We start from the raw sequence: 25,603 nt of genomic DNA, 5'->3' as shown, positions 1-25,603 counted from the left end.
GGATATGATGCAAAATTGCCTCATGAAGATCAAAATGTCGTGGGCCCGCACTGCAGCGATGATTGCGGGACTATTGGTCGCTTCCGGTGACGATAGCTTGGGTGGAGATTTTATCAGGATCAAGGAGACCGAAGAGGCGGCGAAGCTTCAAACAGCTGTTTTCGGCTACGAAAGGGAAGGGGTCCGCGTGGATCTGATCGGTGCCATCCATTTGGCGGACCGCCGGTATTATGAGTTTTTGAACAAATATTTTGAGAATTATCCTGTGTTACTCTTCGAAATGGTGGGCGGCGAAAACCTCGGTGGAGGTGCTGGAAATCCGCCCCAAGCCAAACCGAAGCCGGAGGGCGATGCTGTCGCGGGAAACGAAGAGGAAAAAGATGGCGATAATCTTGCGGGTCTGAGGACGCTTTATGAATCAATGGAGAAGGCGCTTGGCCTGACGGGGCAGGGAAACCTGATCGATTATACTGCGCAGAATTTCGTTCACGCGGATCTGACAATGGCGGAGTTCGAAGCCTTGCAGAAAGAGAAGGGTGAATCGATGCTGGGCTTTATGATTCAGGCTGGCATAGCCGGTGATAAGCCCCAGCGGGATCCGGATACCATCCGGCTGATGCGTGGGATTCTTACGGGAAGATCTGACCTTGTTAAACTGGAGGTCATGCACACGATGGCGGAAGGTGACACCCAGATCGACTCTGTGAATGGCGAAAATGTCATCATATCGGATCGGAACGACCGGTGCCTGGACGTAATGGAAAAGCAGATTGCGGCAGGTCGGAAAAACATCGGGATATTTTATGGAGCCGCCCATTTTCCCGATATGGAGCGCAAGTTGCTGGCCGACGGGTTCGTCAAGGTTTCCGCAAAATGGCTGACTGCCTGGAAGGTCGCAAAAGTGAGATAAAGCTTTGTCTTCTAGGCGTAGGGCAGTTGTTTTTTCGAAAGATGGATGGTGAAAAATAGCATCAATCCCGCCGCGATCGTTGTGGAAATCAACGGCATCACCCCAATAGCGATAAAGGAGTAGGCAATGATGGAAAAGCACGCCGCAATCCCCACAAATGGCAACTGTGAGTGAACGTGGGAGGTCGGCTCGCAGCCGGAAGCAATTGCGCTGACAATAGTTGTGTCGGAAAACGGACTGCAGTGGTCTCCGAAAACAGCTCCACCAAACACAGCTCCGATTACGGCGGGAACCAGAGCGGTCAATTCCTCGATGGGCAGGGCAACAGCTGTCCCGGCTTGAATGATCGCGGGTAAAGCCAGTGGCATCAACAGACCCATGGTTCCCCACGAAGAGCCGGTGGCGAATGACATGATGGCACCGGCGAGGAAAACCACGAGTGGAAGCCAGCTAACAGGAAAACCTGAGGCAAGCAGGCCTGCTAGCTGCCCGCCAGCGCCCAAAGCGGAGAAAACATTACCCAGAGACCACGCGAGAATCAGAATGATCAGTGCGGGAAGTAGGTTTGCCGCGCCATGGTATGCTGCTTCCGCCGCATTTACCTCACTGTTTTTGGGATACATCAGCCAAGCGACTGCCATGCCGAACAGACTCCCGGCTACCAGAGCATATGGTCCGGCATCTCCGCTGAATGCGGCCCGCCAACCGGCAATCGAGAGCGGATCAATCAGCGGATCCGAAAAAAGCGGAAATGCGGCAAAGATTCCGACTAATAAGGCAATCAGTGGGACAATTGCCCGGCTGGGGGAGGTCTCCCTTTTGTCATTGATCCCTCCGGGTTCGGTGATCGGAAGTGCTTGGTAGCGTTGCATCGCTTTTGGCTGATAATCCAGATAAATGGCCAATGGGACGAGCAACAGCGTGAGGAGACAGTATGGGTTGGCTGGGATGGAGCGAAAAAAGAGTGAGTAGGGCTCTACTGGAAAAGGCGCGTCATCGAGCCCTTGTTGAATGAGAGAAAGCTGGGTCGCGATCCAGGTCGAAACAAAGGCAACACATGCAACGGGCGACGATGTGGAATCCACGACCCACGCGAGTCGTTCCCGCGATATCCCTATTCGATCGGCAAGGGGACGGGCGATCCTTCCCATGAGTAACGAGTTTGCGAGGCCATCAAAAAAACACAGTAATCCGATACAATAGACGCTTCCTAGCAGGCGCCTTTTGGGTCGGGTGCTATTTGCAGTCAGGCGCCGGAGTATGGTGTCGAAGCCACCCGATTTTTCCAGGATGCCGGCGAAAGCCCCGAGCATGAGGGTGAATAGAATTGCCCCTACATGCCAAGACCCCGCAAGGGAGGGGAAAATGTAATTCGCAAAGATGGCGCGCGGGATACCAACCGGCGTTTCGTGATGGATCAGAATCACTCCGGCCACAATGCCACACGCCAGACCCAGAGCCGCATGATGTGTGATGATGATGACTGCCAGTGCGCAAATGGCCGGCCACAGGGCAATAGCCAGATCGCTGGGCTGAAGCATTGGCAGGAAATAGCTTGCGGATAGGATCAGGAGAAGAATCGCGGCTTTTTTCATTCGTCTTACCGCTTTTATCGTAGATACGGTTAGTTTGAGAAAGGATAGCTTCGCAGAAAAAGCGAATTACGGGAGGATCATGAAAAATTGCCCCAGTGATGCCCAGTCCGCGACTTCCACCGGAACCCATCGCCGCTCATATTCTCTTCCCCAGGAGTCGGATACGGCGATTTCCCGGGTGAGTTCGTTATAACCGATAATCATGCAGAGATGGTAATCATCATCTGGTTTCGGTAGCTCGGAAATATCGGAGATTTTCTTATCCAGTTTGGCCTGCGTTGCTTCTTTTTTCACCGGGTCGTCCACGATGGTGCGATTCACCGTATTGAGATTTGCGATATCGTTATATTTGTCGGTGGAGCACAATTGCCACAGGATCGGAATTCCCTGATCGATGTAGTGCTTGATATCCCGGATCTTCACGGAATCGTGTTCCTCGATCTTTGTTCTGCGGCCTTTGCGTGAAACATCGGACTTCAGATTTTCCAACAGGAGTTCCGTTGAAGTTCCGCCATTGCTTTTGCTCTCACCGATCATTGCAAGAAGATACATATCAGCGCTCATCCCCATGGTGCGGAGGGCCCGCTCAATGGTAGCGGGAACGCAATAGCCTTTCGGTCCCTGGTCGACCATTGGGATTTCATAAATCAAGACATCTCCGTTCTCTTCCCGCTCCATGCCTTCGAGCAAAGACTGCTTCAGCTCGGCGTCCGAAATTTTCGTGGATTTTCCACCATTATCCGCCATTTCTTTCGAGACGATGAACAACGACACGTATTCCAGATCTTCTTTGGAAAGCAAAAAGGCATAACCGTTCCAGTCCCAGCGGCTAACGCTGCGGCGGGCGTCGCCTTCGCCATACTTCTGAACGACTGGCTCTCCAAGCACCGAGCTCAGAGCATCCGTGATTGTTTTTTCGTCCTGATCCATCGCCTCTTGCAGGGAGGCTTCGGGAACAGGTTCGTCACCATTGTTGAAATGTTCTTCTGCGAAGCCGGCCGTCGAGCCGAAATCACCCTTGTTGGCATAGACGATGGAAATGTTGTCCAGGTTCCGGTCGCTATCGGAATACAATGCAACGGAATATGGCATTGCGCCAAATAGCTTGTAGTCCTTCGCATAAGCGGCATAGAGCCTCCAACTCCTGCCGTGGACCGAGTTCGACTCCGCCGGGAGTCCAAGTGCCTTGGCAAGAGATAAGGCTTTGATCTTGGTGAATTCCTCGCCAGTGACGATCTCCCGTCCGGCTGCTTCGTTGAGTGCTTTTGCTTCGATGATAAAGCGCTGATCCATCTCCCTGACATAGTTCTGATCTTCTTCCGAAAGCTTATCCATCGGGACGTCGAAAGATTTACCATCCGCCCTTAGCAAAGTGACGGTTTCATCCGCCAAACCAAGGAATGTCGCACGAATCTCCTGGCCGGTATTGCTTCTGAAAGTGCGCTCAGATTCCGCCCCCTGCGCGAAAAGACAGGCTAGGAGAAGAAAGAAAATAACCAAACGATTCCTGCTCATATTGAATAGATATTTTCTATATCATCGGACAGGTCAATTCAGTAAAAATTCGAGCGCTGGATTGTAAATTATTCCCGCTTCGCTTTTGCAATGATTTCCTTGAAGAGAGCTGCCTCCGGAGTGGGTTTGCGGGAGAGTAGCGGATCGTTATCCAACTCGACGAAATGCAGCCCGAAATCGGTATTCGGATCAAAAGGATGCCCCCACTCACGATTGGAAGTGATGGACCACCAATTGTAGGCCCGGACGGGGACACCGTGTGCGATCGCTTTCTCCACCTCGCGGAGGTGGGACTTCATATATTCCGCGCGGGAAACTCCCCCTGCGCTAGGGGTGCAGCCGTTTTCCACGATAAATAGTTCCTGACCCGGGAACCAGCGTTTGAAGCGTCGCAGTGCATGATACAGCCCCCGCGGCCAGACCGGAGCACGTAGAAATCTACCGTGCGCGGCATCCTCGAGTAGCCGGAACTGGTGTAGCCTGGTCGTCGGCAATCCCCAGTAATAGTCGAGCCCGATGAAATCCTGCGCACCTATCGCCTCTGCGGGACAAAGCTCTTCAGGCAGTTTTCCGGAAGTGCCCAGATACCACCAGTTTGCGTTGGCGATCAGACTGGTGGTCCCCCAGAAACGCCATGCCCAGTTCAGCCAGCTGGTTTTTGATTCCAGAACTTCCAGCCGCTCTCCCGGGCTGATCGGGACGATTTCCAGCTTGGTCTCGCTGCCGAGCACTTCTGCGGCGATCAATCTCGCCAATCGGATTTCGAGCCCTTCTCCCACGCATCCACTTGATAGGCCCGGTGAGTCCGAACGGATACCTATTCTGATTTTTCCGCGTCTTTTCACCCGTCTCAGACCCCGGCCGGTGGATAGATGTTCCGGCAAACTATCGCCTCCTTTGAAAACTTCGTGGAGAGAGACCGGGCGGGGTGATTGGGCGATAATCCGTTTTGGCTCAGACAGCCAGGAGACGTCACAAAATCCGGCAAGCTCCCTGCGGAAAAGAGTGATCGCGCGATCGACATCATCCAAAAGCCTCGTGTGTCCATGAGGTGCGACGGCTACATAGTGCTCATCACTCAGTCCCGTTTTCAAAAAGCGGAAGCGCTCACGGTTTTCCAGCTCAAAAGGGAGCAGGAAAAATGCATCCCCGTATAAGGCTTCAATGTTCCCCTGGTCTAGAGCGGCCCGCGCCTCGTCATAGTTTTTGAAAAGCTGTTTGCGGGTGGCGGGCGGTAGATCACGCTTCCAGCCCTGGGGCTGATTTCCAATGGCGATCACGCCGACTCTCTTGCCTGCCAGCGATTCCATGTCGCCGTCGGGATAATCGGACTTCACCAACACCGCTTTGCCGGTCCGCAGATAGGGATCACTTGTTTCAAACGCTGTCTGATCGTCGATGCTCACACCCCCGATGACTAAATCCACATCCCCGCGCTCGCTGACGAGAGCCCCCTTGGTGGTAAATTTGAAGAGAGCTTCGCCCAGACCACGGTGGCAGGCACCCGAATCCATGAGCATCTGCAGCCATGTCGGGAAGCCGGTTACCAGCGGATTTACGCCGACCATTGCCGCTGAATTGTGGATTTTAATGGCTGAGCGGGCCCGGGTATGGGCGCGAAAGAGATTCGGGACGAGCTTGCCTACGGCTTCTGCCTCGGCATCGACAGGGGATCCCCGCGGAAGCCCGGGCGGCATGTAGTAGCGATTCTGCCACCAGGGTTTGATATAACCGAAGGTGAGCTGGCTGGGCTCATTGAATGTGATCCACCAATCGACCTCGGACCCGAAGGTTTCCGCGATCTTATCCGCATATCTGGCAAATAAATCCGGAAAATCCTCGCCGATCATTCCACCGTGGTCCCGTTCCAGCCAGACCGGCCATACGAAGTGGTGGAGGGTCAGCATCAGCTTCATTCCATGACGTTTCACGCATTTTGCCAGTTCATGATAATGGTCCAGCGCGGACTGATCGAAGCTCCCGCATTCTGGTTCCACCCGCACCCATGAGATGGAAAAGCGGAATAATTCACAACCCAGAGCGGCAGCGGAAGCGATGTCTTCCTCATAGCGATTCCAGAAGTCCGTGGCTTTGGCACGTGGAGTCAGCCCCTGGCTGCGCTCCCATAGATCCCACACATCCTCGCGCTGGGGATCATAGGACTCCGTCTGATGATCGGCATTTGCAGTGCCGAAGAGGAAATTCTTAGGAAAGCCCATGAAACTTGCGATGCTTGAGACTCAAATTTCAGGGAGAAAAGCTCGAGAGCTTTTTCAGATCATTTGGGGATGGTAAGTGTCTGCCCCAAACGAATGACGGTTCCTGAAATTCTGTTGGCACTTTTGATCTTGGAGATTGAAGTTCCGTAGCGTCTGGCCAGCCCTGATAGCGTATCGCCCTTTCTGACAGTATGGCGGACGACAACGGGTTTGGGTTTCGGCTTCGGAGTGGGCTTGGGAGTTGGTTTCGGAGCGGACACCGTTGCCGGTGGTCTTTCAACTTCACGTGTGGCCAGGACAACTGGTGGCGGAGTTGTCTCCTTTTTGGCTATCGCCGTGGGTTTGCTCTTCTGGTTGCTGCCAGGCGTCGGCGGTTTATACCATTTTTCGGGCTGATCCACCCAGTCTTCGATATAGTTTCCACGGCTATCAAAAGGGCCTGTGACGGCACTTGCCGAGGGTGCGGACTTCGACCCGCATTGTGTGAAAAGCGGGATGAGCAATAAAGGTGCCAGTTTCCGGACGGCGCAAAACATTTCCCAGAGCATGAAGGAATGTTTCAGATATGCAAAGCATAGTTGGAGATTGTGCAAATTTTTTCCCGATTTGCGGGGCTGGGAGGAAAAGGAAAGCGAAGGAGGGAATCATTTGCAAAGAATGAAGTGACATTGATGGTGGGGTGGGGCTATCAGAAGCCCACACAGTCATGTCTGCCCTCGCCGAATCCCGGATTACTCTGAAACTAGCTTTTCCACTGATTATCGGACAGGTTAGCCAGATGCTTCTTGGTGTGGCCGATACGATGATGATCGGGAAACTGGGAGTGACCGAGCTGGCGGTGCTGACTTTTGCAAATTCCCTGTTCTACGTTCCATTCGTCTTTGGCATTGGGGTCCTGACATCCATTTCCGTTTTTACTTCGAACGCGCATGGCTCGAAAAACCAGGCTGCGGGGCGCGCTAGCTGCCGACACGGAATGTATGTGGGGACCATCCTCGGCTTGATACTTTTTGCGGTGATGTCCGTAGTTTCATGGAATTTGGGGATCTTCGGCCAGCCGGAGGCGGTTCAGGAGAGAACGGGGCTTTTCTTCCGGATCATCATGGCCTCCATGGTGCCGGCGTTGATGTCCATCGTGCTGAAAAACCACGCCGATGCCTTGGATCGGCCATGGCCGCCATTTTGGATCTTCCTCTGGGGAGTGGTGCTGAATGTTTTTCTAAACTGGGTGATGATCTACGGAAAACTAGGCTGTCCCCGGCTTGGCTTGGAAGGTGCGGCGTGGGCTACGCTGATCTCCAGATTCGCGATCCTGATTGCGATGTTTATTTGGTTATACAAGGCAAAGGGAATGCGGGAGTGGGTGCCGTATCATTGGTTCAAAACCCCTGTGATGTCTGATATCAAACGGTTTCTGGCGATAGGTGTCCCGGCCAGCATCCAGATGATTGCCGAAGTATCGGCATTTTCCGGAGCCGGCCTGATGATGGGGAAATTCGGCGAAACCGCCATGGCGGCTCATCAAGTGGCCCTGATGTGTGCCGCCACCGCATTTATGATTCCGCTTGGTCTTTCAATGGCGCTGAGTGTGCGCGTGGGATCTGCGGTGGGAGCGGGTGAAATGCTGAGGTTGAGACCAATCGCGATCTCGGGCTGGGTAATCGGTGCGGGCTACTCGCTCTGTGCTGCTGTCTTTTTCCTCTTTTTCGGTGCCTGGTTGGCATCGTTATACACGGATGTGAGCCCGGTCATTGACCTCGCCGCCAGGATCATGATCGTGGTGGGTGTTTTCCAGTTGGTCGATAGCTTGCAGGTCTGTTCCGTATCGATGCTACGCGGACTGCAGGATGCCAGGATTCCGGCGATGATAGATTTTGTCGCCTACTGGATTCTTGGTATTCCGATGGGGATATGGCTTTCCGTTCACATGGGATACGGGGCTATCGGTGTCTGGTGTGGTCTGGCCATCGGGCTTTTCTTTGCCTGCATCATGCTGGTTCCCCGCCTTTGGAAAATGACGGGGCGACTAGCCGCCACCGGGAATCCCGTGTGAGCAAAATGGATAGCCGATGACCCTTTTCCAGAATCTCCACCTGGGTTTCGACGTGGTCTCCCTTTTGATTGATCGAAAGAATCTTGAAGTAGGGCTGCTTGCCGATGCGGAAAAAACAATGAAGTGGCACATCGGGATGACTGGCGTTCCATAAATATTTTGCCATCGGGAAGTCATCCGCTTCCGACAGAGCAATCAAAACCTCCCGCACTTGAAAGGCCGTGTTTTTCTTCAGGAGCTTTTTGACCGCCGCTGTCGCCCTGCGGGTCTCCAGCCAGGCTGCCAGGGGATTTTGATGGTCTTCTTCAATTTCAGCGATGAGCTCCCGAGCATGGATCGCCATCATGGTCTGAAACTCTGTTCTATCGATTTCACCTTGCTCGAAGCGCAAGGCCAGTTGCCGTGGTGTTTCCAACATTAATGCGAATATGGCGTTTTTTTCTGAAAACGAAAGAGCGGGAATCCGGGCTACAGCTCCTTAATAGCCGGATAGATTGAAGTAGGTCCGCTGAGCTTGAATGCGATCAGAGTGCAGACAGCCAAGGGTGCGTAAATGTGCCAGCCAAGGAGCTCAATCCCCATGATGATCGAGGCGTATGGCGTCTTGGTGGCCGCAGCAAAGAATGCGATCATGCCCAATCCTGCAAAAAGATCGACGGGGGCGTTCAGAAACCACGCGAGCGTATTTCCCATGGCCGCCCCGATGAAGAAGAGCGGGGTTACCTCGCCGCCCTTGAATCCGACACTGAGTGTGACGACCGTGAAAACCAGTTTCCAAAGCCAAACTGTTCCAGAGGCGTGGACATCGGATGAGAAAAACCTTGGCAGCGTGAGCGATGTATCGTTTTCCGGGAGAACTCCAAGTCCCAGGTAGTCAGTAGTCCCCAAGACCAGGAACAGGATTACGATAATCAGACCGCCAATACCGGCTCGCACGGCCTCATGTGGAAACCACTCGCGCAATTTTCGTGCGGAATGAAATGAAGCGAAGATAAAGAACCTGCTACCCAACGCGAAAAATGCGGCGGCGAAGGCCAGCTTCCAAACGATCGGCAGATACGTGGAAATTTCCCGTGTGAACTCAATATGGGGGTAGAGAGTATGATGGATACCCCACGCATGACAAATCTGGTCAGCGGCAAGCGCGGTTATCAAGCAGGGTATGATTTTCCGGCTGATGATACGGTGGCGGACAAACTCCAAAGCAAAAACCGCACCGGCAAACGGGGTGCCAAAGACAGCTCCAAAACCGGCGGCGATTCCGCAGAACAGTAACAAATGTATACCTTCACGAGATTTTGCGAAATATTTGCCGAAGGCTCCGGCAATACCCGCGCCCATCTGCACTGCAGTTCCTTCCCGGCCAGCGGAGCCGCCGAAGAGGTGTGTAGCTACCGTGGCTATTAGGATGCTGGGTGCGAGGGAGAAGGGAACCGTATGATCGCTCTTGTGGACCGTGCATAGAATGGATGAATTTCCAGAGCCTACATGCTTGCCCAGAGAGCGATAGTAAAAGCCCATCGCCACTCCCGCGAGGGGCAGGAAGTAGATCAGCCAAGGAGTGGCAAATCGTTGGCGGGTGACAGTATCCAGAGACCATAGGAAGAACGCGGCAGCGGTGCCAATGCAGCTGGCCAAGGCTGCCAGGACAGCGCACCATTTCAATAATTTCACAGAAAACATGTCGTGCGCCGGCAGTCTGGCAGCTGGTTTTGTTATGTGAATATGATTTTTCTCCACGCCGCCAGGAACGTGGAAATAAGAAGAATTCTCCTATTCCGCTGGAATTCTGGAGCTTAGATGATGTCTTTAATTTGTGCCTACAAAAATAATGAGTCCACACTTGCCTGCAGCGGGATCAAGGATAATGCTAAAATTTAAATTTCAGGTATTTTATATGAAACAAATTTTTCTTTTTTATCTTCTAATGGGATTGCTCTTTGCTGTGGCGATTGGCCCGAGAGCTTCGGCGGAAGTGAGATTACTTTCCGGCAGTCCATTCAATCAGATTCATAGTGGCGGAGGTGATATTATGGATATATCGCCGGATGGCAATCTGGTGTTGTTCTATACAAGATCCAGCACCAGCACCACCTCGCCGGGGTTCGCTGTTACCGGTTTATACCTGCGGAATCTTGCGACCGGATCCGTCGATTATGTGGGTGACTCTACAGTTACCCATACAGGGGTCGATGAAGCGGTAATGAGCGATGACGGTCGGTTCATCGCTTGGTCATCTCTCGAGGATAGGCATATCTATTTACGTGATCGCCAGACTGGCGTGACCACATGGGTTACTGCCAATCAACAGGGTGGGGTCGTTGCATACACGGTGAGGAGTGCCCACCCTGTGATCAGTGGTGATGGCCGCTACCTGGCTTTTGCCAGTGACAGCCGGACCTTGATTACCAATCAAAACCAGCTTCCCCGTGCCGGAAATCCGGGAGTGTATCTCTACGATCGTCAGAATAACTCGATCAAAATTATCTCGCTTACCTACAATGGTGCCCAGATTTCGGGCTTGGGGGAGATTGATGACTTTAACATCAGCAACTTTTGGAATTTCGATATGTCACCTGACGCGAAATATGTCGTTTTTGCTACGACGTATAACAGTTCGCATCCGGATCGGGCAAATAAGATGTTTGCAAATTATGCGGCTGTTCTGCGGAGGGATATTACAAACGGAAATACTCTTTTGTTGAATAAAAATGAATCGGATCAAGTTTCCAATGCCCATTTTACTTATCCCCGAATCAGTGCCGATGGCAATCGGGTTGCGTTTCTGGGGAAGAACGTTGGGCAGTTGAATTCTCCTACGACGACGTGGCCGAAGATGGTGTCGTCACATCCGTCGAACCCCAATGAAGACTTATATGTAAAAGACATTCCTTCCAAAAAAGTCTGGGTGCTGACAAAAACAATCACCAACGTCCCGAATGTTTCCAGCATTGGCATTTCGACAGTGCTAAACCTCAACGGGAGCATCGTTGCCTTCAGCTCAAAATCTCCGCTTTTGACAAATGACGATGAGGGGACAAATAGCGACGATATTTTCAAAGCCGTCCTAAACAGTAACGGAACGCAGACACTTGAGATTGTCACCGATGCTCCTGATAAATCGAGCAGCGTGACGTTCACCCGCGGCCCGGTGATGCCGGATAATGGCTCCTACATCGCTTTTAGCACCAGCCAGTTCGCAGCTATGGGATTTCCAGGGTCATCTTCCGCTCATGCGATCGGGGTAGGAACATTTTCTACTCCAGTTGTAAACGGCCTGACTTTCGAGCAATGGGCCTCCGTGCTGCCAGCGGACAAGCGTGGGGCCAATGACAACCCAAGTGGGGATGGGGTCCCGAACCTTCTCAAATATTTCATCGGTTCAAATGCTCTGACGTCTGATCTCAGTCACCTCCCGGAAGAACAGTTTGTCACGGGGGATTCACTGGGAATCTCCGGAGATATGAACAAATATATGGTTTTCAAGGTCCGGATCAGGAAAGTCATGCCTGCCGGTTATACCTGGCAGGTGCAAAGTGCCTCCACTCTTGAAAAATTGATTAGTATCCCCGGTCCTACGCTACAAGTGGGAGCGCCGGAATCAGACGGCGATTTCAACATCTACCGATACAGATCGTTTTCACCGCTGGGTTCCACCGGATTCATGCGCTTGAAGGTGAACATTGATCCGTAAGAGCGGGACCGCAGTCTCGGTCTGAAAGCGTTCGAGTCCCCGATCAAGGGGACTCGATTCATTAGCAAAACCCTTCTTCGGTAAGTTTTTCCCGGCGTTCGCGGACCAAGCGGACGACTAGTGCGGTCCATCCGGTTTGGTGCGAAGCTCCGAGGCCTTCTCCGGTCTCGCCATGGAAATACTCGTGGAAAAGGAGTAGATCTTTCCAGTGCTCATCATCCGAATAGCGTTTTGAGGTTTCACTATCGCCAAAGCAAGGTCGGTAACCTTCTTCATTCTTTGTGAAGAGCGAGATCAGCCTGTCGCAGATATCAATGGCGATATCCCGAAGCGTGCACTCAACGCCGGAACCTGTGGGATACTCGATTTTGAAAGTATCACCATAGAAGTAGTAATAGCGTTCGAGCGCTTCGATAAGAATGAAATTTGTGGGGAACCATATAGGGCCCCGCCAGTTGGAATTCCCGCCGAACATATCCGTGGTTGCCTCTCCGGGGGTGTATTGGACCTGGTGGGTGGCTCCCGCATACTGGAAGATAAAGGGGTGATCATCATGTGCCTTGGAAAGAGAGCGAATGCCGAAGTTTGAGAGGAATTCCTTCGGATCGAGCATATAGGTAAGGCTTTGGCGAAGCCGCTCCTGGGAAGGAATAGCCAGCAGAACCCGGCCTGAAGATTTTTTGCCGGGAACGCGGTTCGCCGTCACATACTTCAATAGATCCGGCTTGTTTGTGAGGAACCAATCCATGCGTTTCCTGAAGCCGGGTAGCGCATCAATGGTTTTCTGCTTGAGCACAGTAACAGCGGAAAGGGGAAGAAGGCCGACAAGAGAGCGGATGCGAAGCGGGATGGGTGCTTCATCATCAATGATCAGCTGATCGTAGTAAAACTGATCCTGAACGTCCCACAAGCCGTTGCCTCCGAGAGTATTGATCGCATCGCAAATGTTCACAAAATGCTCGAAAAACTTGGAGGCAATATCTTCGTAGGCAGGTTTTGTCAGAGCCAGTTCCAAGGCCATCGATAGCATTGTCAGACAGTAGAAGCCCATCCAAGCGGTGCCATCGGCCTGCTGAAGATAACCACCTCCGGGGAGCGCATGAGAGCGATCGAAAACTCCGATGTTATCCAGACCAAGGAAGCCGCCGCCGAACACGTGACGCCCATCCAAGTCCTTGCGATTGACCCACCAGGTGAAATTCATCAGGAGCTTCTGGAATGCTTTTTCGAGGAAAAGCAGGTCCCTCTCGCCCTTGCGATCCGCGATTTTGTAGACCCGCCATACCGCCCATGCGTGGACGGGAGGATTCACATCGGAGAAATTCCATTCGTAGGCCGGCAGCTGGCCATTGGGGTGCATATACCACTCCCGCAGCAATAGTAAAAGCTGGTGTTTGCTGAAGGCAGAATCCACTGCGCAGAAGGGCAGCATATGGAAGGCGGTGTCCCAGGCGGCAAACCACGGATACTCCCACTTGTCGGGCATCGAGAGAATATTTTTAGCGTAAAAATGTTTCCAATCGTGGTTACGTCCCAGGAGCCGGTTTGCCGGAGGCTCGGGCATCTCTTTGTCCCCCTTGAGCCAGTCCTCGACAGAATAAAAGAAGAACTGTTTGGTCCATAAAAGCCCGGCATATCCCTGGCGGCAGATCAATTTTTCATCCTCGGAAATTCCCGGCGGTATGACTTCATTGTAGAATTCATCCGCCTCTTTCAGGCGTTGGTCCACGGTCTCGTTGAATTGGTCCAGTCCGTTGATCCGGTTACTTTCATTGATGTGATGAAGGCGGCAATAGATGGTGACTGACTCGCCGGCCGGAACTTGAAATAGGTAATAAAGTGCTGATTTGGTTCCTGCCTTTTTTGGGGATACCGCCTTCTTCTCTCCTTGGATGATATACCGATGGAAGGCATCCTTGGTGTAAGGAGTGCCGTTTTTCATGCCGCCCAGAGCCTCATGGTTGGTATCGTTTTCGGTGAAAAGCCATTCCGCTTTTTTGGGTCTTGCCTGATCCGTGCCGGCGTGGAACCGGAATTTTCCCAGGGATTCGTGGTCGATGAAGAGCCCGTCTCCTTCTTGGATTATCGAGGGCTTGACGGCAGGCGCATCCAGATCTGTGCCCCAGCTCCAGGTATTGCGTAGCCAGAGGGTCGGCAGAATATGCAGGGGAGCGGATGTTGCTGCTCGGTTGGTTACCGTAATTCGCCACAGAATATCCTGCGGGCTTCTTTTTGCCACTTCCTGAACCACATCAAAGTAGAGGTTGTCATCGAAAATCCCGGTATCGGCCAACTCCATTTCCGGGCCCAATCTGCCAAGCCGTTCATTTTCAATGCGGATCTGTGTGTAGGGATATTTTTGCTGCGGATACTTATAGAGAGCTTTGGTGTATGAGTGGGTAGGCGTGGAATCCAGGTAGTAGTAGCATTCCTTCACGTCTTCGCCGTGGTTTCCTTCATTTCCTCCCAAACCAAAAAGACGCTCTTTAAGGATCGAATCCTTGCCGTTCCACAATGCGGGTGCGAAGCATAAGCGGCAGCCCCGGTCGCACCAGCCCTGGAGTCCATCCTCACCCCAGCGATAAGCTCTCCGGCGGGCCTGATCATGGGGGAAAGCGGCCCACGAGTTACCATGGTCGGAGTAGTCTTCGCGGACAGTTCCCCACTGGCGCTCGGAGAGGTAGGGACCCCAGCGTTTCCAGTTTTTTGCGCGGTTTTCTTCCTGTGAAAGTCTAATGTTTTCTTCAGTCATGGAGGCTTGGGGAGGTTTCTAGCACGGTTTCCACGAAAAGCGAACATGGAACTCGATTTCCGGAAGCATCGTGCATGCAAATTTTGCGAAATCCTCCATCGCCTTTTGTGGGAAAACCACACTGATCGGAATGAAAACAAAAAAGACGCCGGAAATAAATCCGGCGTCTTTGGCTTTATTCGAAAGCTGGCCCTTTCGTCAGGAGCTTTCGCAATGCATCATGGTTTAGCGGGGCAGTTGCTTCGCTTCGAAAGGTAAGGAATTCGGAACCGGAACCTTCTGCTGCAACCTTTTGTCCGCAGAAAATTATTCCCAGGTTTCTTCGCGGACTTTCATCAGCTCCGGATATTTTTCATCGGTATCGCCGATCTCCTCTTTCAAATCCAGAAGATCACTTTTGAGCTTTTTGATGGTTTCCGCATATTCCGGATCCGCATATGCGTTGTTGAGCTCCTGGGGATCTTTGCTGAGATCATAAAATTCCCAGTAGGCGGGAGTTGGCGCCTTTTTTTCGCCTTTCGTGTCCAGCTGAAGTCCGTAGAAATAGATCAATTTGTATTTCTTCGTGCGAATGCCGTAGTGAGCCGGGTTGTCATGGTGAGCCATGTGCATCCAGTAGCGGTAGTAGGTTGCTTCCGGCCAATCGCTGATGGTCTTACCTTCCAGAAGCGGCAGGAAGCTACGTCCTTCAAAGCTTTCCGGCATTTCCTTCACTCCGGCGAAATCCAGAAGAGTAGGTGCGAAATCGACATTGTTGGCGAGCTGGTCCACCTTTGTGCCGCCCTTGATCGCGGCAGGATAGCGTGCTACGAATGGCATGCGCAGTGATTCCTCATACATCCAGCGTTTGTCGATCATATCGTGTTCTCCGGTCATGAAACCTTGATCGGAGGTGTAGATAATAAGCGTGTTGTCCAGTTCGCCCTCTTTTTCCAAAAAGTCCAGAACGCGGCCGATATTGTCATCCACTCCGCGGATGGTGCGTAGGTATTTTTTCAAATAGCGCTGATAGGATACGTGGGTGTATTCGCGCGGTTCCAAATTGGGATCGACAAACATGTGATGACCCATGTTCCGACGGCTATTCCGGCCGGAGACGGATGTGCCATAGGGCTCATGGTCGAGAGGGCCGTTCTTGCTGCGCTCATAGAGATCTGAAGGTTCAGGGATCTCGATATCATCATAGAGAAAATCGTAACGCTCGGCGTTCTCAAAGTTGTCATGCGGTCCTTTGAAATGATGCATGAGAAAGAAGGGTTTGCCGGATTTTAGCTGTTGTTTCATCCAGTCGATCGAGAGATCGGTGATGACATCATCCGTATGGAGTGAGTCGTATGAACCTTTTCCGGTAGGATAATGGACGATGTTGTCCGGCCATTTGCCCGCCTTTTTGTCATTCATGACAGGATTGAAGTAATTCCCCTGGCCATTGAGAACGGAGTAGTAGTCAAAGGAGGCTGGCTCTACCTCCAGGTGCCATTTCCCGATCATTCCGGTGACATAACCGGCCTTTTTCATTTCCAGCGGGAGTGTCTGGTTTTCCGGCAGCACGGGCTCGCCCAGGATGCGGACGCCGTTTGTATGGGAATATTGTCCGGTGATCACTGTCGCGCGACTCGGAGAACAAATCGAATTCGTGCAAAACGTGTTTTCCATCAGCGCACCTTCTTTGGCCAAGCGATCAATCGATGGGGTCGGGTTGAGCTTGGAGAGTCGTCCGCCATACGCGCCGATTGCATGGGCTGCATGGTCATCCGACATGATATAGAGAATATTGGGCTGCTTCTCGGCAAACGCCGGTAGAGCCGTGAGCAGGGCTGCTAGGGTGGTTAATAACTTCATTATTGGATATTTCTAATTGAGAGCGCTGAACGGAAACTTATTTACGGGAAAAGGAGTTTTTTCCGAAACCGGGATGCGGTTGGCGTGTTTACGGTGTATTGTAGATAATCGCCAAATACGGCCTGCCGTGCAATTTTTTTTCACAAACGCCGATGATAAGAACATTTACCCTAGTTGAATACCGTTATGAAAAACTCAAAAAAATCCAAAGGCTTCACTCTCGTGGAGCTACTTGTCGTAATCGTCATTGTTGCCGTTCTGGCTTCGCTGGGCTTCATGGGAGCCAGTAGGGCTCTACAGGCATCCAAAGCCGCGACCTGTATTAGCAATCTCAAACAGGTGGGCACAGCGGTGCATGTTATCCGTGAGGAGGGTTTGTCCAATAATCTCACAAATCCCGGCACGTTCCCTGGATACGCCGGACAGCTTCTGAATCCATGGAGAAAATTTGTGATCCATGAACTCATCGGAGAAGTTCAAGGCTATTGTGTGCTTGAGGCACCGAAATATGTTTGGAAAGTGATGCCGTCCGATACCATTTTGCAAAACCCGCTTTCTGAAAGAACTCTCGGTGGAGATGCACGGGAGCTTGCGGATGTGGATCTAGCCTCGAGTGCCGATCAAACGTTCGGAAGTTACTGCTACAATGCCTGGATTGAGGGCTGGATTTCTTCAACAACACCTAACCCGAATTTGACCCGAATCGACGGGACAAATGCCAAGAGCCGTGAAATTGTCAACCCGGCGCTCACCATTTTGATGGGGGAGTCCGATGACGATGGCTCGAACGGAGTTTTCACTGGGTGGGCGAATAATGCTCCGCAAGGGAACTACAAAAATGGCGCGCATTGTGTTTTCGTGGACAACCATGTCGAACGCATTGATAACGATTACATAAAAAGCGCGGAAGGTTTGCGGAAGCATATGCAGCTTACCTGGAGATAAGCGGGATTTCCCTCCGGTTCCGGAGAGACTCTATTCTCGAATAAAAGAAGGTAGGTCGGTATGACCTCCCTTCTTTTTTGTTGGAGCCCTCAAGGTTTACCCATTTCGTACATCCTTTGAAAATCGCGGGTCTCAAATGGACGTTTCGCAATCAGGAAGTCCGCCATGGCGCCACTGAGGTTTCGCACCTCAAATTCCGTGCCCTTGGCCCATTCCTTGTATGGCCAGTTGCCCAAATCGGCGATCCCGATGATCAGCTGATGATCGGCCTTTGCGGGATTTGTATAAACGAGATCCCCATTGGCATAGTGCCTGACCTCTTTTTTCCCAGCGTCATAGACGAGGCCCAATAGAACCCACTGACCGACTTTGAAATATTTTGCAAGATTCGTGGGCGAGTGGTGATGGCTTCTGTCTTCCATCGCGCCGAATTTACGGTTGGTTTCGGTGAAATGAGTGACATAAGAGACGTTCTTCTCCGTCGTGATAAGGCTCCAGTCGATGAGGAATTTCTGATTGGCCTCTTGATCACAGCTCAGGAGGGAAATGTGTTTTGAGCTCCGTTTGTCCAGTTTCACCCATGTGGCCAAGGTCAGGGAATCGTATTGCCCCGGCAAATTCAAGCGGACTCGATCGGAAGAAGAACTGAAACCCATTGCCTGGGAACCTGGCCAGCGGCCGGGAACCGGTTGGCAGCCAACGATCGCGCCGGCCGTGTCCGCTGTGGCTCCCATGGCTTCGTTGGCAATCGTGCGACCCCATTTCGGGATATCGGAAAAGGAGTAATAAAGAAGAACATCCGGATCCGAGAGGATATCGCGCTTCCAATCGTTCCAAAGTGTTTGTTTGGAGCGCAATTCCGCATCCAGCGATGTGGAGCGGACAAATTCTCCAGGCTGTGCGGGGAAATCTGTGATTTTTCCCTGTTTGATGGATATGCCGTTTCCGCTTCTGATAAATTTAGGCTCCATGGCTGCGATGGAGACATTTAGATTGCCGCTGAAAACATGGATTTCACAGGAACCGTCCTTCCCGGCATTGATGCCGAATTCGGTAGCCTGGTCCACCAACTCAAGATCGGGAGCGATGAGCTTGAACCCCACGGCCACCGAGGGGATATCGACACTGATTTTTCCATAGGAAAGTCTGCCACAGCTCGCATCAATAATCTCAAAGCGAGCCGGAGCCTCGATCAACACGCTGGCGCCACTATAGAAATCAATCTGAAGCGTGCCTTTGCTTATTTCCAAAAATCCCGGCTCCAAAAGCATGCGATCTCCGGTATCCCCATTTTTCGGTGGAGGCTCTCCCACCCAGGAGACATCCAGTTGACGGCTCAGCACGGCGACTCCCTTTTGGTGGGCAGCGAGAGCCTGGTCATTATTATTGTGGTTGGAAAACTGATATACCGTGTAGCCGATTCCCGAGGCGAGGACTGCGGCAGCAACGATTCCGTGCCAGGGGCGGAACGGAAATGTTTTACGGTCGCTATCATTTCCCAGTAACTCGTGTGTGAGGGAATCGCTGTGAAACTCCGCGGAGAGATAAAGATTGCTGGCCAACCGGCGCCGTGCCCGGGGATGATTGCGGATGGCATCCCGCAACGCATCCGCTTCCGTGGAGGAAAGATCATTCTGCCGGAGACGCTCCGCCAGCCGATCGATCTCTTTGTCCGAATAAGAATCCTTCATGGTTGCTGAGGGGGTTTTCCAAGTTTTTGCGAAACGCAATCCAGCAGGAGTCCGTGGGACTTCTCCAAAAGCAGATAGACCGCCCGCACGCTCTGTTGGTTTCGTTTTGCGATTTCCTTCACATCCAGATCACGATGATATCTTGCCCGGAGAACCTTTTTCAGCTTTTCGGGAAGCAAGCGCATACATTCCTTCAGGCTACCGCGCATATCATCCTCGCAGGCAACGGAGACCGCCTCGTCCGCCAGACGGATGAGATCATCATCATCCAGTGAGAGCGGTAGCCGTGCCTGTTTTCTCCGCCAATTCAAAACGCAGAAGCGCCCGACGCTCATCGCCCAGACGGCGAAATCGGTTCCGATTTCAAACTGATCGAATTTTCTCCATAAAATCATCGAGACCTCCTGCATCAGATCTTCCGCTGCCTGGTGTTGATGGACCAATGAATACAAAAATCCGTAAATCCGATGTCTGTTGGCCATCAATAGGCTCGAAAACTGTTCTCCTTGGTCTGGGTTACTCAAAATGCAATTAGGTGGTCAGTTTATTATCGGCTTGGTCGCGAGCTTGGAAGATGGAAAATCTTATTTCAAAATAAGTTTTTTCTTCTGCACATCGTCCCTGTCGTGAAACATATCCAAAGTCCGGGGTGTCTTTACGGACATCCCACCTCTTTCCACAATTAAATCCAACTGTAAAGAACGTGAGCAAAAATAACGCCTCAATAAGCACCATTCCAAAAGAATTTCTCCTGCCGTTTATTCTAACTACCTGCTGTTTTTCACTGTGGGGATTTGCGAATGATTTCACCAATCCGCTGGTAAAGGTCTTTGAGCAGGTTTTCATCATTACCACCTCGCAAGCCTCATGGCTGCAATTCGCTTTCTATACCGGTTACTTCTGTATGGCGATTCCTGCGGTATTCTTCATCCGGAAATTCTCCTACAAGGCGGCGATCATGCTCGGTCTGCTCCTTTATGCGCTGGGCGCGTTGATCGCTGTGCCTGCGAGCTTGATGGCAAACTTCGCCCTATTTGCTCTCACATCCTACATCATCACCTATGGCCTGGCGTTCCTCGAAACCGCTTGTAATCCCTATATTCTGGCAATGGGCCCGGCGGAGACCTCGACGCAACGTCTCAATCTGGCCCAGTCGTTCAACCCGATCGGCTCGCTGATCGGAATGGCCGTCGCCTCCCAGTTGCTCGCTCCGAACCTCGCTGTCACCAAGTTCCGCGATGAAATGAAAGAGCAGAGCCCGGCTGCGATCCAATATCTCATTACCGATGCGAACGCTCTTCCGGAAGGAGCAAAACTCGGCCAGGACGGTGAGACGGTCATCCTCAAGGATGGAGCGGAAGTCTCCCTCTACAAGGATGGCATTCCCGACTTCAGAACGGTCTCGGGCGCATTGGACCAAGCGGTGCCCAATGCTCTCAAGGCACAACGTGCGAACGATCCCGAGATATTCAACGAGCTGCAACAGACCGATCTCGGAAATGTCCGCACTCCATACGTGACCATCGCCATCATCGTATTCGTCTTCTTCCTGATCTTTACCTTCAGCAAGATGCCGAACTTCAAAGAAGAAGGTGGAACGGAAGCTCCCTTCATGGAGATCGTCGGGCGTTTGGTAAAAATCCCGCATTTCCGCGAAGGGGTTATCGCGCAGCTTTTCTACGTTGGTGCGCAAATCATGTGCTGGACCTTCATCATCCATTACGGGATGGAACAGGTGGGCCTGAGCCTCGGTGAAGCCCAGAACTACAATATTGTAGCGATGATCATCTTCCTCTCCTCACGCTTCATTTGCACTTATCTGATGAAGTTTATCGGGGCAGGGAAAATGCTGCTCATCTTCGCGGTGGCCGGTTTCGTATTTACAGTGGGAGCCATTTACCTTGAGGGAAAACTTGGGCTCTACTCTCTGGTTATGATTTCCGCCGCCATGTCGCTGATGTTCCCTACGATCTATGGCATCGCCCTGAAAGGCATGAAAATCGAGGAAGCAAAACTCGGCTCGGCTTTCCTTATCATGTCTATCGTAGGCGGAGCCGTGCTGACCAAGCTGCAGGGTGGATTCATCACCGACTTTGGAGTGAGAGCTTCTTTCTGGTTGCCTGCGGCATGTTTTGTCGTGATCGCGCTCTTCGGCTTCCGCTCCATGCTGCGTGATCGGAAGCTCACGGAGCGTCCGCACCCGGACTACGTTTAATACCATTTTCCCTAACTATAGAACTTATCGAATGAAATACACACTCCCACTACTGCTATTGGCTGCCCCTGCGGTCCTTCATGCGGAAAATGTTTTTCCTCCTGCCGTGCCGGCGGAAAAGCACGACTCGCTCGTTGCTGCGAAGCTTGAAGAAGTTGAAAAAACCAATGCCGCCGGCCCATTCAAACCCGAGACCGAGTCACTTCGGAAGATTGGTATCCCGGAATGGTATAAGGATGCGAAATTTGGCATCTTCATCCACTGGGGCGTTTACTCGGTGCCCGCATTCGGCAGCGAGTGGTATCCCCGTAAGATGTATGATCCGAGCACCCCGGAGTTCAAGCATCACGAGGAGACCTTCGGGCCAGTTTCAAAATTCGGTTACAAGGATTTTGTCCCAATGTTCAAAGCGGAGAATTTCGATGCGAAGGCATGGGCAAAGCTCTTCAAGGAATCCGGTGCGAAATATGTCATGCCAGTTGCCGAACACCATGACGGGTTTTCCATGTATGACAACCCGTTCACCCGGTGGAACTCCGTGAACATGGGGCCGAAGCGCGACATCATCAAAGAGCTTTCGGATGCGGTTCACGCAGAGGATCTCAAATTCGCGGTATCCAGCCACCGGGCTTTCAACTGGGCCTACTTCTTCCGTGTGGAAGGTGCGGATAATACCAATCCGGAGTTCTTCGATCTCTACAGCCCTGATCAGCCATATCTTTACCCGGGGAAAGGCGCGGACGTCTTCAGAAAGGACCACAGACATGCGTGGGTTTCCAGTGAGGAATTCCGTAAGGACTGGCTTGCCCGCACCGCGGATCTGGTCGATCGCTACAAGCCGGATATCATCTGGTTCGATTTCGGAATCGGTCGCAATAAAAACGGCACACCGGAAACAAACGATCACTATGAACTGAACAAGAAATTTGCAGCCTATTACTACAACAAGGCTGCGGAAAATGGCCAGGAGGTCGCTCTCAACTACAAATGGGATGCTTTCAAGGATGGCGAAGCCATGCTCGATATCGAGCGGGGCAAGCTCAATGGAATTCGTCCGGAGCTCTGGCAGACGGATACCTCCGTCAGCTACACAAGCTGGGGCTATGTGACCAACCATGAATATAAGCCTGTGAACGTTATGGTGGATGATCTCATCGACATCGTTTCGAAAAACGGTGTGATGCTTCTGAACATTGGTCCGAAGTCCGATGGCACAATCCCGGACGAAGAGCAGGCGATGTTGCGCGAGATCGGCAAATGGCTTGAGACCAATGGTGAAGGCATCTACTCGACACGTCCTTGGAAAATCTTTGGCGAAGGTCCTACCGGCAATGCGGAAGGTGCCCACCAAGAGCATAAACAGAAAGGTTATACAGAAGAAGATATCCGCTTCACCCAGCAGGATGGCACTCTCTATACATTTCTGATGGAATGGCCTAAGGGCGAAACCGTGACGATCAAATCCCTCGCTGTGGGAAATGAAAACGAAGGCCGCAAGGTCGATTCCGTAGAGCTCCTTGGCGGTGGTAAGGTCACCTTTGAGCAAACCGACAAAGGGCTTGTGGTCGCACTTCCGGCGGAAGCTCCCACAGATTTTGCAAGCTGCCTCAAAGTGAGCTTCGCTAAATAATTCAAACTCCGGGTCATCCGCTGTTGATCCGGTAAAATTCATAAAGGCCACCTTTCGCTGGGAAAGGTGGCCTTTTTTCGTTTTACCGCAGAGCTTTGCCGTCCGTGGGAACTTCGCTGCTTATTGATTCTTCGTAAACTGGAGACGATAGCTACGAGGCGTCATTCCCGTTTGCCGTTTGAACACTTCGCAGAAATATCGAAAGTGGCGGAAGCCGCATTGTTCCGAAATTTCGGAGATACGCAGTGGGCTTTTCGCTAGCAGCGATTTTGCAGCGCTCAAGCGGGTTTCCAGAATTACGGCAGCGACTGTTTTTCGCAAATGCTTGAGACATTTTTGCTCCAGACTGCGCCGGCTGGTTCCGCAATTTTCCGCGATATCGCTAACGCCTATTTTCCGCGAATAATTTTCCGTTATAAATTCAACTGCAGCGGAGATGACAGGATCTCCTCCGGCAATACCGGCGGTGCTTTCCCGTTCGATAACCTGATAGGGCGGAACGGAGATGGCCATGACTCTCTCTGGAGAGGGATCGCGAATCATATCGCAGAGTAGTCTGACGGCCTGATATCCAGCCCGGCGGAAACCCATATCGATGCTGCTAAGGGGTGGATTGTTTAGCTCACAGGTTAGTTCATCGTTGTCGATTCCCAGGATGGCGATGTCCTGTGGAATCTTTAGGTCGGCTCTTCTGCAAAGTTCAACCAGATGCCTTGCGATCAGATCGTTGAAGGCAAAAATCGCTGTTGGTGTGGGTAAATTTTCCAGCCACTGAGGCGGGGTGGTTAAGTCTTTGGGGATGCTATGTTTTATCGCTCCTTCGGAGAAACCATGGCTACGGATGGTTTCATGGAATGCGGAATACCGGTTCCAGTTTCGCTGGTCGGTAACCCACTCGGTCGCAATCGGTTCCATTCCCAGGTAATCGCAGTAAACAAAGGACCTATGACCTTTTGTAATAAAGTGCTCAGCTGCCATTTTTCCGCATTCCCGGCTGTCCACACAAACAGAAGATGACATTGGATAATGTCGCTGGTGATCAAGATACAGAACCGGTCGTTTTCCCAGAATCGACTTGGAAAGAAGAGCGTGGGGAGGGGAGATAAATCCATCAAAACGGGCCAATGAACCGACAAATGTGGAATCTTCGATGTTCTGGGGTGGATCCTGGGGAAACAGCTTTACCTGGACTTCGGGAAATTCACGAATGTAGTCCTGAACCCCGCGTATATAGTCAAACGCGGATTTACCCTGGAGTTTATTGAAAAAGCACAGCCTCAACCGATTTGGGCGGAGCCTGAGTACTGCCGGGGTGCCTGATGAGAACTTTTCCTGATGGAACAAGCGATATTTTCCGGGTGAAATGCCTTCGATGCGCTGGAAGCTTTTGCGAAAGTTGGAGGGCTCCTGGGAAAGGCGGAAACAAATCTGTTCTATGGGAAGGTCCGTGGTTCGTAGTAAAAATCTGAACTGGCTGAGCTGACGGTCCAGAATTTCATCGCGGATGGTTTTTCCAAGATGTTCTTTGAAAAGAATCTCAAGTTTTCTCAGGCTGTGACCGGTGCGTTTAGCCAACTCCCGGGTGGAAAGATGCTCGTTTTTGATTGAGCTCTGGATGATTTTTATCGCCTTGCGGACGCTTTCATCCGCGACTGAGGTATCTCCTGTCGATTCACGGGCAATGAGACGGGGCTTTGGAACCGGCAATGCAGCACTTGTCTTCTTGCCGAGCATATCGATGAGAAGCCGCATGGCGTTGAAAGCTATTTCATCGATTCTCGGGTCTATGCTAGACAGGGGAGGAGCGCTGAGTGGACCGAGCAATCTATCATTATCCACGCCGACAATCGAAACTTCTTCAGGCACGAGCAGACCCAGTGCCTCGCAAGCATAGCTTATCTCAAGCGCTCCCAGATCGTTGAAGGTGAAAATCCCGGTTGGCTTCCGCAAGCTGGCAATCCAATCCTCAAGTTGGTCTGCATGACAGGAAGAGTAAACTTTCAGGTTTTTCGCAATGTTTTTGATTCCCAGCTCGATCAATCTTGCGCGGAACCCCTTCAGACGGGCATCTCTTCTGGCCCGCGAGGCCGGATTTTCCGTCCTCACGCCATCATAGAACGCGAAGCTTACGGATCCTTGCTCGTAAAGCGCGTTCGCAGCAGTTTCACCAATCCCGAAATTATCCAATTGAACGAAAATTGAATGCCGGTTCCTACTGGTGAAATCGACGGAGATTATAGGCTTGGAGGGGGGGAGGTTACTGAGCCAATCCGTGTTCAAAGTCTCAATAAAGCCATCATAGGTGTTGAGTTGTTTTTGCGAGAAAGGCCAGTCTCGCTCCAAAATATCGACGTGGACAGAGATATCGTTTTCCCAAAGGTAGCGGGTTGCTCCGCGCATCATGTTCCTGCCGTATGCCTGAGTGGGATCCGCTAAAATTGCGATGCGGAACAAGTTTGATTCACTCTGTGCGGACATGGGGTTGTGACCAGAATTATCCGTAGTTTCTATGAAGCGCAGATCATTTTTGCCAGAAATGATT

17 protein-coding genes are annotated in these 25,603 nt (G+C 51.8%); 6 read left to right on the top strand and 11 right to left on the bottom strand.

Annotated elements, in window-relative coordinates; genetic code table 11:
* Positions 1–22: 22 nt before the first annotated feature.
* Complete coding sequence (locus ACFSSA_RS06305; RefSeq protein WP_386819378.1) at positions 23–910, top strand: hypothetical protein; 888 nt, start codon at positions 23–25, stop codon at positions 908–910.
* 11 nt (positions 911–921) lie between these two features.
* Here ACFSSA_RS06305 and ACFSSA_RS06300 read toward each other — a convergent pair whose 3' ends face one another.
* The 4 genes from ACFSSA_RS06300 to ACFSSA_RS06285 form a co-directional block, all read right to left on the bottom strand.
* Complete coding sequence (locus ACFSSA_RS06300; RefSeq protein WP_386819376.1) at positions 922–2,505, bottom strand: Na+/H+ antiporter NhaC family protein; 1,584 nt, start codon at positions 2,503–2,505, stop codon at positions 922–924.
* Positions 2,506–2,571: 66 nt separating this feature from the next.
* Positions 2,572–4,020, bottom strand: coding sequence for an SHD1 domain-containing protein (locus tag ACFSSA_RS06295; RefSeq protein ID WP_386819374.1), 1,449 nt, complete (start codon positions 4,018–4,020; stop codon positions 2,572–2,574).
* Positions 4,021–4,088: 68 nt separating this feature from the next.
* Positions 4,089–6,239 carry a family 1 glycosylhydrolase gene (locus ACFSSA_RS06290; protein WP_386819373.1) on the bottom strand — a complete coding sequence of 717 codons (2,151 nt, stop codon included), beginning with the start codon at positions 6,237–6,239 and terminating at the stop codon, positions 4,089–4,091.
* Positions 6,240–6,298: 59 nt separating this feature from the next.
* Positions 6,299–6,832: a LysM peptidoglycan-binding domain-containing protein gene (locus ACFSSA_RS06285; RefSeq protein WP_386819371.1), complete on the bottom strand. Its 534-nt coding sequence runs from the start codon at positions 6,830–6,832 to the stop codon at positions 6,299–6,301.
* Between the two features lie 113 nt (positions 6,833–6,945).
* Between ACFSSA_RS06285 and ACFSSA_RS06280 the strand changes: the two genes are divergently transcribed.
* On the top strand, positions 6,946–8,292 hold the full coding sequence (locus ACFSSA_RS06280; RefSeq protein ID WP_386819369.1) for an MATE family efflux transporter: 1,347 nt from the start codon (positions 6,946–6,948) through the stop codon (positions 8,290–8,292).
* Here ACFSSA_RS06280 and ACFSSA_RS06275 read toward each other — a convergent pair.
* Positions 8,228–8,710, bottom strand: a complete 483-nt coding sequence (locus ACFSSA_RS06275; protein ID WP_386819367.1) for a hypothetical protein — start codon at positions 8,708–8,710, stop codon at positions 8,228–8,230. The two genes, ACFSSA_RS06280 and ACFSSA_RS06275, sit on opposite strands and share 65 nt — an antisense overlap.
* A 50-nt stretch (positions 8,711–8,760) precedes the next feature.
* The gene (locus ACFSSA_RS06270) at positions 8,761–9,966 is read right to left on the bottom strand and encodes a chloride channel protein (RefSeq protein WP_386819365.1); all 1,206 of its coding nucleotides are present in this window, start codon (positions 9,964–9,966) and stop codon (positions 8,761–8,763) included.
* A gap of 223 nt (positions 9,967–10,189) precedes the next feature.
* On the opposite strand from ACFSSA_RS06270, the gene ACFSSA_RS06265 reads away from it, so the two are divergent.
* Positions 10,190–11,986, top strand: a complete 1,797-nt coding sequence (locus ACFSSA_RS06265) for a TolB family protein (RefSeq protein ID WP_386819363.1) — start codon at positions 10,190–10,192, stop codon at positions 11,984–11,986.
* A 61-nt stretch (positions 11,987–12,047) separates the two neighbouring features.
* Here the strand turns inward: ACFSSA_RS06265 and ACFSSA_RS06260 are convergent, their stop codons facing one another.
* Entirely contained in the window at positions 12,048–14,738 is a 2,691-nt protein-coding gene (locus ACFSSA_RS06260; protein ID WP_386819362.1) for an MGH1-like glycoside hydrolase domain-containing protein, read from the bottom strand.
* Positions 14,739–15,044: 306 nt separating this feature from the next.
* On the bottom strand, positions 15,045–16,580 hold the full coding sequence (locus ACFSSA_RS06255; protein ID WP_386819360.1) for a sulfatase family protein: 1,536 nt from the start codon (positions 16,578–16,580) through the stop codon (positions 15,045–15,047).
* Between the two features lie 186 nt (positions 16,581–16,766).
* Between ACFSSA_RS06255 and ACFSSA_RS06250 the strand changes: the two genes are divergently transcribed.
* Complete coding sequence (locus ACFSSA_RS06250) at positions 16,767–17,525, top strand: prepilin-type N-terminal cleavage/methylation domain-containing protein (protein WP_386819358.1); 759 nt, start codon at positions 16,767–16,769, stop codon at positions 17,523–17,525.
* 89 nt (positions 17,526–17,614) lie between these two features.
* On the opposite strand, the gene ACFSSA_RS06245 is transcribed toward ACFSSA_RS06250, so the two are convergent.
* Both ACFSSA_RS06245 and ACFSSA_RS06240 read right to left on the bottom strand, forming a co-directional pair.
* Entirely contained in the window at positions 17,615–19,216 is a 1,602-nt protein-coding gene (locus tag ACFSSA_RS06245; RefSeq protein WP_386819356.1) for a hypothetical protein, read from the bottom strand.
* On the bottom strand, positions 19,213–19,740 hold the full coding sequence (locus tag ACFSSA_RS06240; protein WP_386819354.1) for a sigma-70 family RNA polymerase sigma factor: 528 nt from the start codon (positions 19,738–19,740) through the stop codon (positions 19,213–19,215). Before ACFSSA_RS06240 ends, ACFSSA_RS06245 begins: the two co-directional genes overlap by 4 nt.
* A gap of 179 nt (positions 19,741–19,919) precedes the next feature.
* Between ACFSSA_RS06240 and ACFSSA_RS06235 the strand changes: the two genes are divergently transcribed.
* Together ACFSSA_RS06235 and ACFSSA_RS06230 are read left to right on the top strand one after the other, a co-directional pair.
* A complete protein-coding gene (locus tag ACFSSA_RS06235) occupies positions 19,920–21,431 on the top strand; it encodes an MFS transporter (RefSeq protein WP_386819352.1) in 1,512 nt (503 codons plus the stop codon).
* A gap of 31 nt (positions 21,432–21,462) precedes the next feature.
* Complete coding sequence (locus ACFSSA_RS06230) at positions 21,463–23,061, top strand: alpha-L-fucosidase (RefSeq protein ID WP_386819350.1); 1,599 nt, start codon at positions 21,463–21,465, stop codon at positions 23,059–23,061.
* 120 nt (positions 23,062–23,181) lie between these two features.
* Here ACFSSA_RS06230 and ACFSSA_RS06225 read toward each other — a convergent pair whose 3' ends face one another.
* Positions 23,182–25,539, bottom strand: coding sequence for a substrate-binding domain-containing protein (locus ACFSSA_RS06225; RefSeq protein ID WP_386819348.1), 2,358 nt, complete (start codon positions 25,537–25,539; stop codon positions 23,182–23,184).
* Between the last annotated feature and the right edge of the window lie 64 nt (positions 25,540–25,603).

This window comes from Luteolibacter algae, from assembly GCF_042683045.1.
In the GTDB taxonomy this organism is placed as follows: Bacteria; Verrucomicrobiota; Verrucomicrobiia; order Verrucomicrobiales; family Akkermansiaceae; genus Luteolibacter; species Luteolibacter algae.
The sequence above is the reverse complement of the archived record's forward strand: the minus strand, read 5'-3'. Positions and strand labels throughout refer to the sequence as shown.

What these genes read in the sequence shown, in the direction of transcription:
- ACFSSA_RS06230 (WP_386819350.1), top strand. Translation starts at nt 21,463, where the DNA reads ATGAAATACACACTCCCACTACTGCTATTGGCTGCCCCTGCGGTCCTT.
- ACFSSA_RS06275 (WP_386819367.1), bottom strand. Translation starts at nt 8,710, where the DNA reads ATGTTGGAAACACCACGGCAACTGGCCTTGCGCTTCGAGCAAGGTGAA.
- ACFSSA_RS06265 (WP_386819363.1), top strand. Translation starts at nt 10,190, where the DNA reads ATGAAACAAATTTTTCTTTTTTATCTTCTAATGGGATTGCTCTTTGCT.
- ACFSSA_RS06225 (WP_386819348.1), bottom strand. Translation starts at nt 25,539, where the DNA reads ATGTCCGCACAGAGTGAATCAAACTTGTTCCGCATCGCAATTTTAGCG.
- ACFSSA_RS06305 (WP_386819378.1), top strand. Translation starts at nt 23, where the DNA reads ATGAAGATCAAAATGTCGTGGGCCCGCACTGCAGCGATGATTGCGGGA.
- ACFSSA_RS06295 (WP_386819374.1), bottom strand. Translation starts at nt 4,020, where the DNA reads ATGAGCAGGAATCGTTTGGTTATTTTCTTTCTTCTCCTAGCCTGTCTT.
- ACFSSA_RS06250 (WP_386819358.1), top strand. Translation starts at nt 16,767, where the DNA reads ATGAAAAACTCAAAAAAATCCAAAGGCTTCACTCTCGTGGAGCTACTT.
- ACFSSA_RS06280 (WP_386819369.1), top strand. Translation starts at nt 6,946, where the DNA reads ATGTCTGCCCTCGCCGAATCCCGGATTACTCTGAAACTAGCTTTTCCA.
- ACFSSA_RS06300 (WP_386819376.1), bottom strand. Translation starts at nt 2,505, where the DNA reads ATGAAAAAAGCCGCGATTCTTCTCCTGATCCTATCCGCAAGCTATTTC.
- ACFSSA_RS06260 (WP_386819362.1), bottom strand. Translation starts at nt 14,738, where the DNA reads ATGACTGAAGAAAACATTAGACTTTCACAGGAAGAAAACCGCGCAAAA.
- ACFSSA_RS06290 (WP_386819373.1), bottom strand. Translation starts at nt 6,239, where the DNA reads ATGGGCTTTCCTAAGAATTTCCTCTTCGGCACTGCAAATGCCGATCAT.
- ACFSSA_RS06255 (WP_386819360.1), bottom strand. Translation starts at nt 16,580, where the DNA reads ATGAAGTTATTAACCACCCTAGCAGCCCTGCTCACGGCTCTACCGGCG.
- ACFSSA_RS06245 (WP_386819356.1), bottom strand. Translation starts at nt 19,216, where the DNA reads ATGAAGGATTCTTATTCGGACAAAGAGATCGATCGGCTGGCGGAGCGT.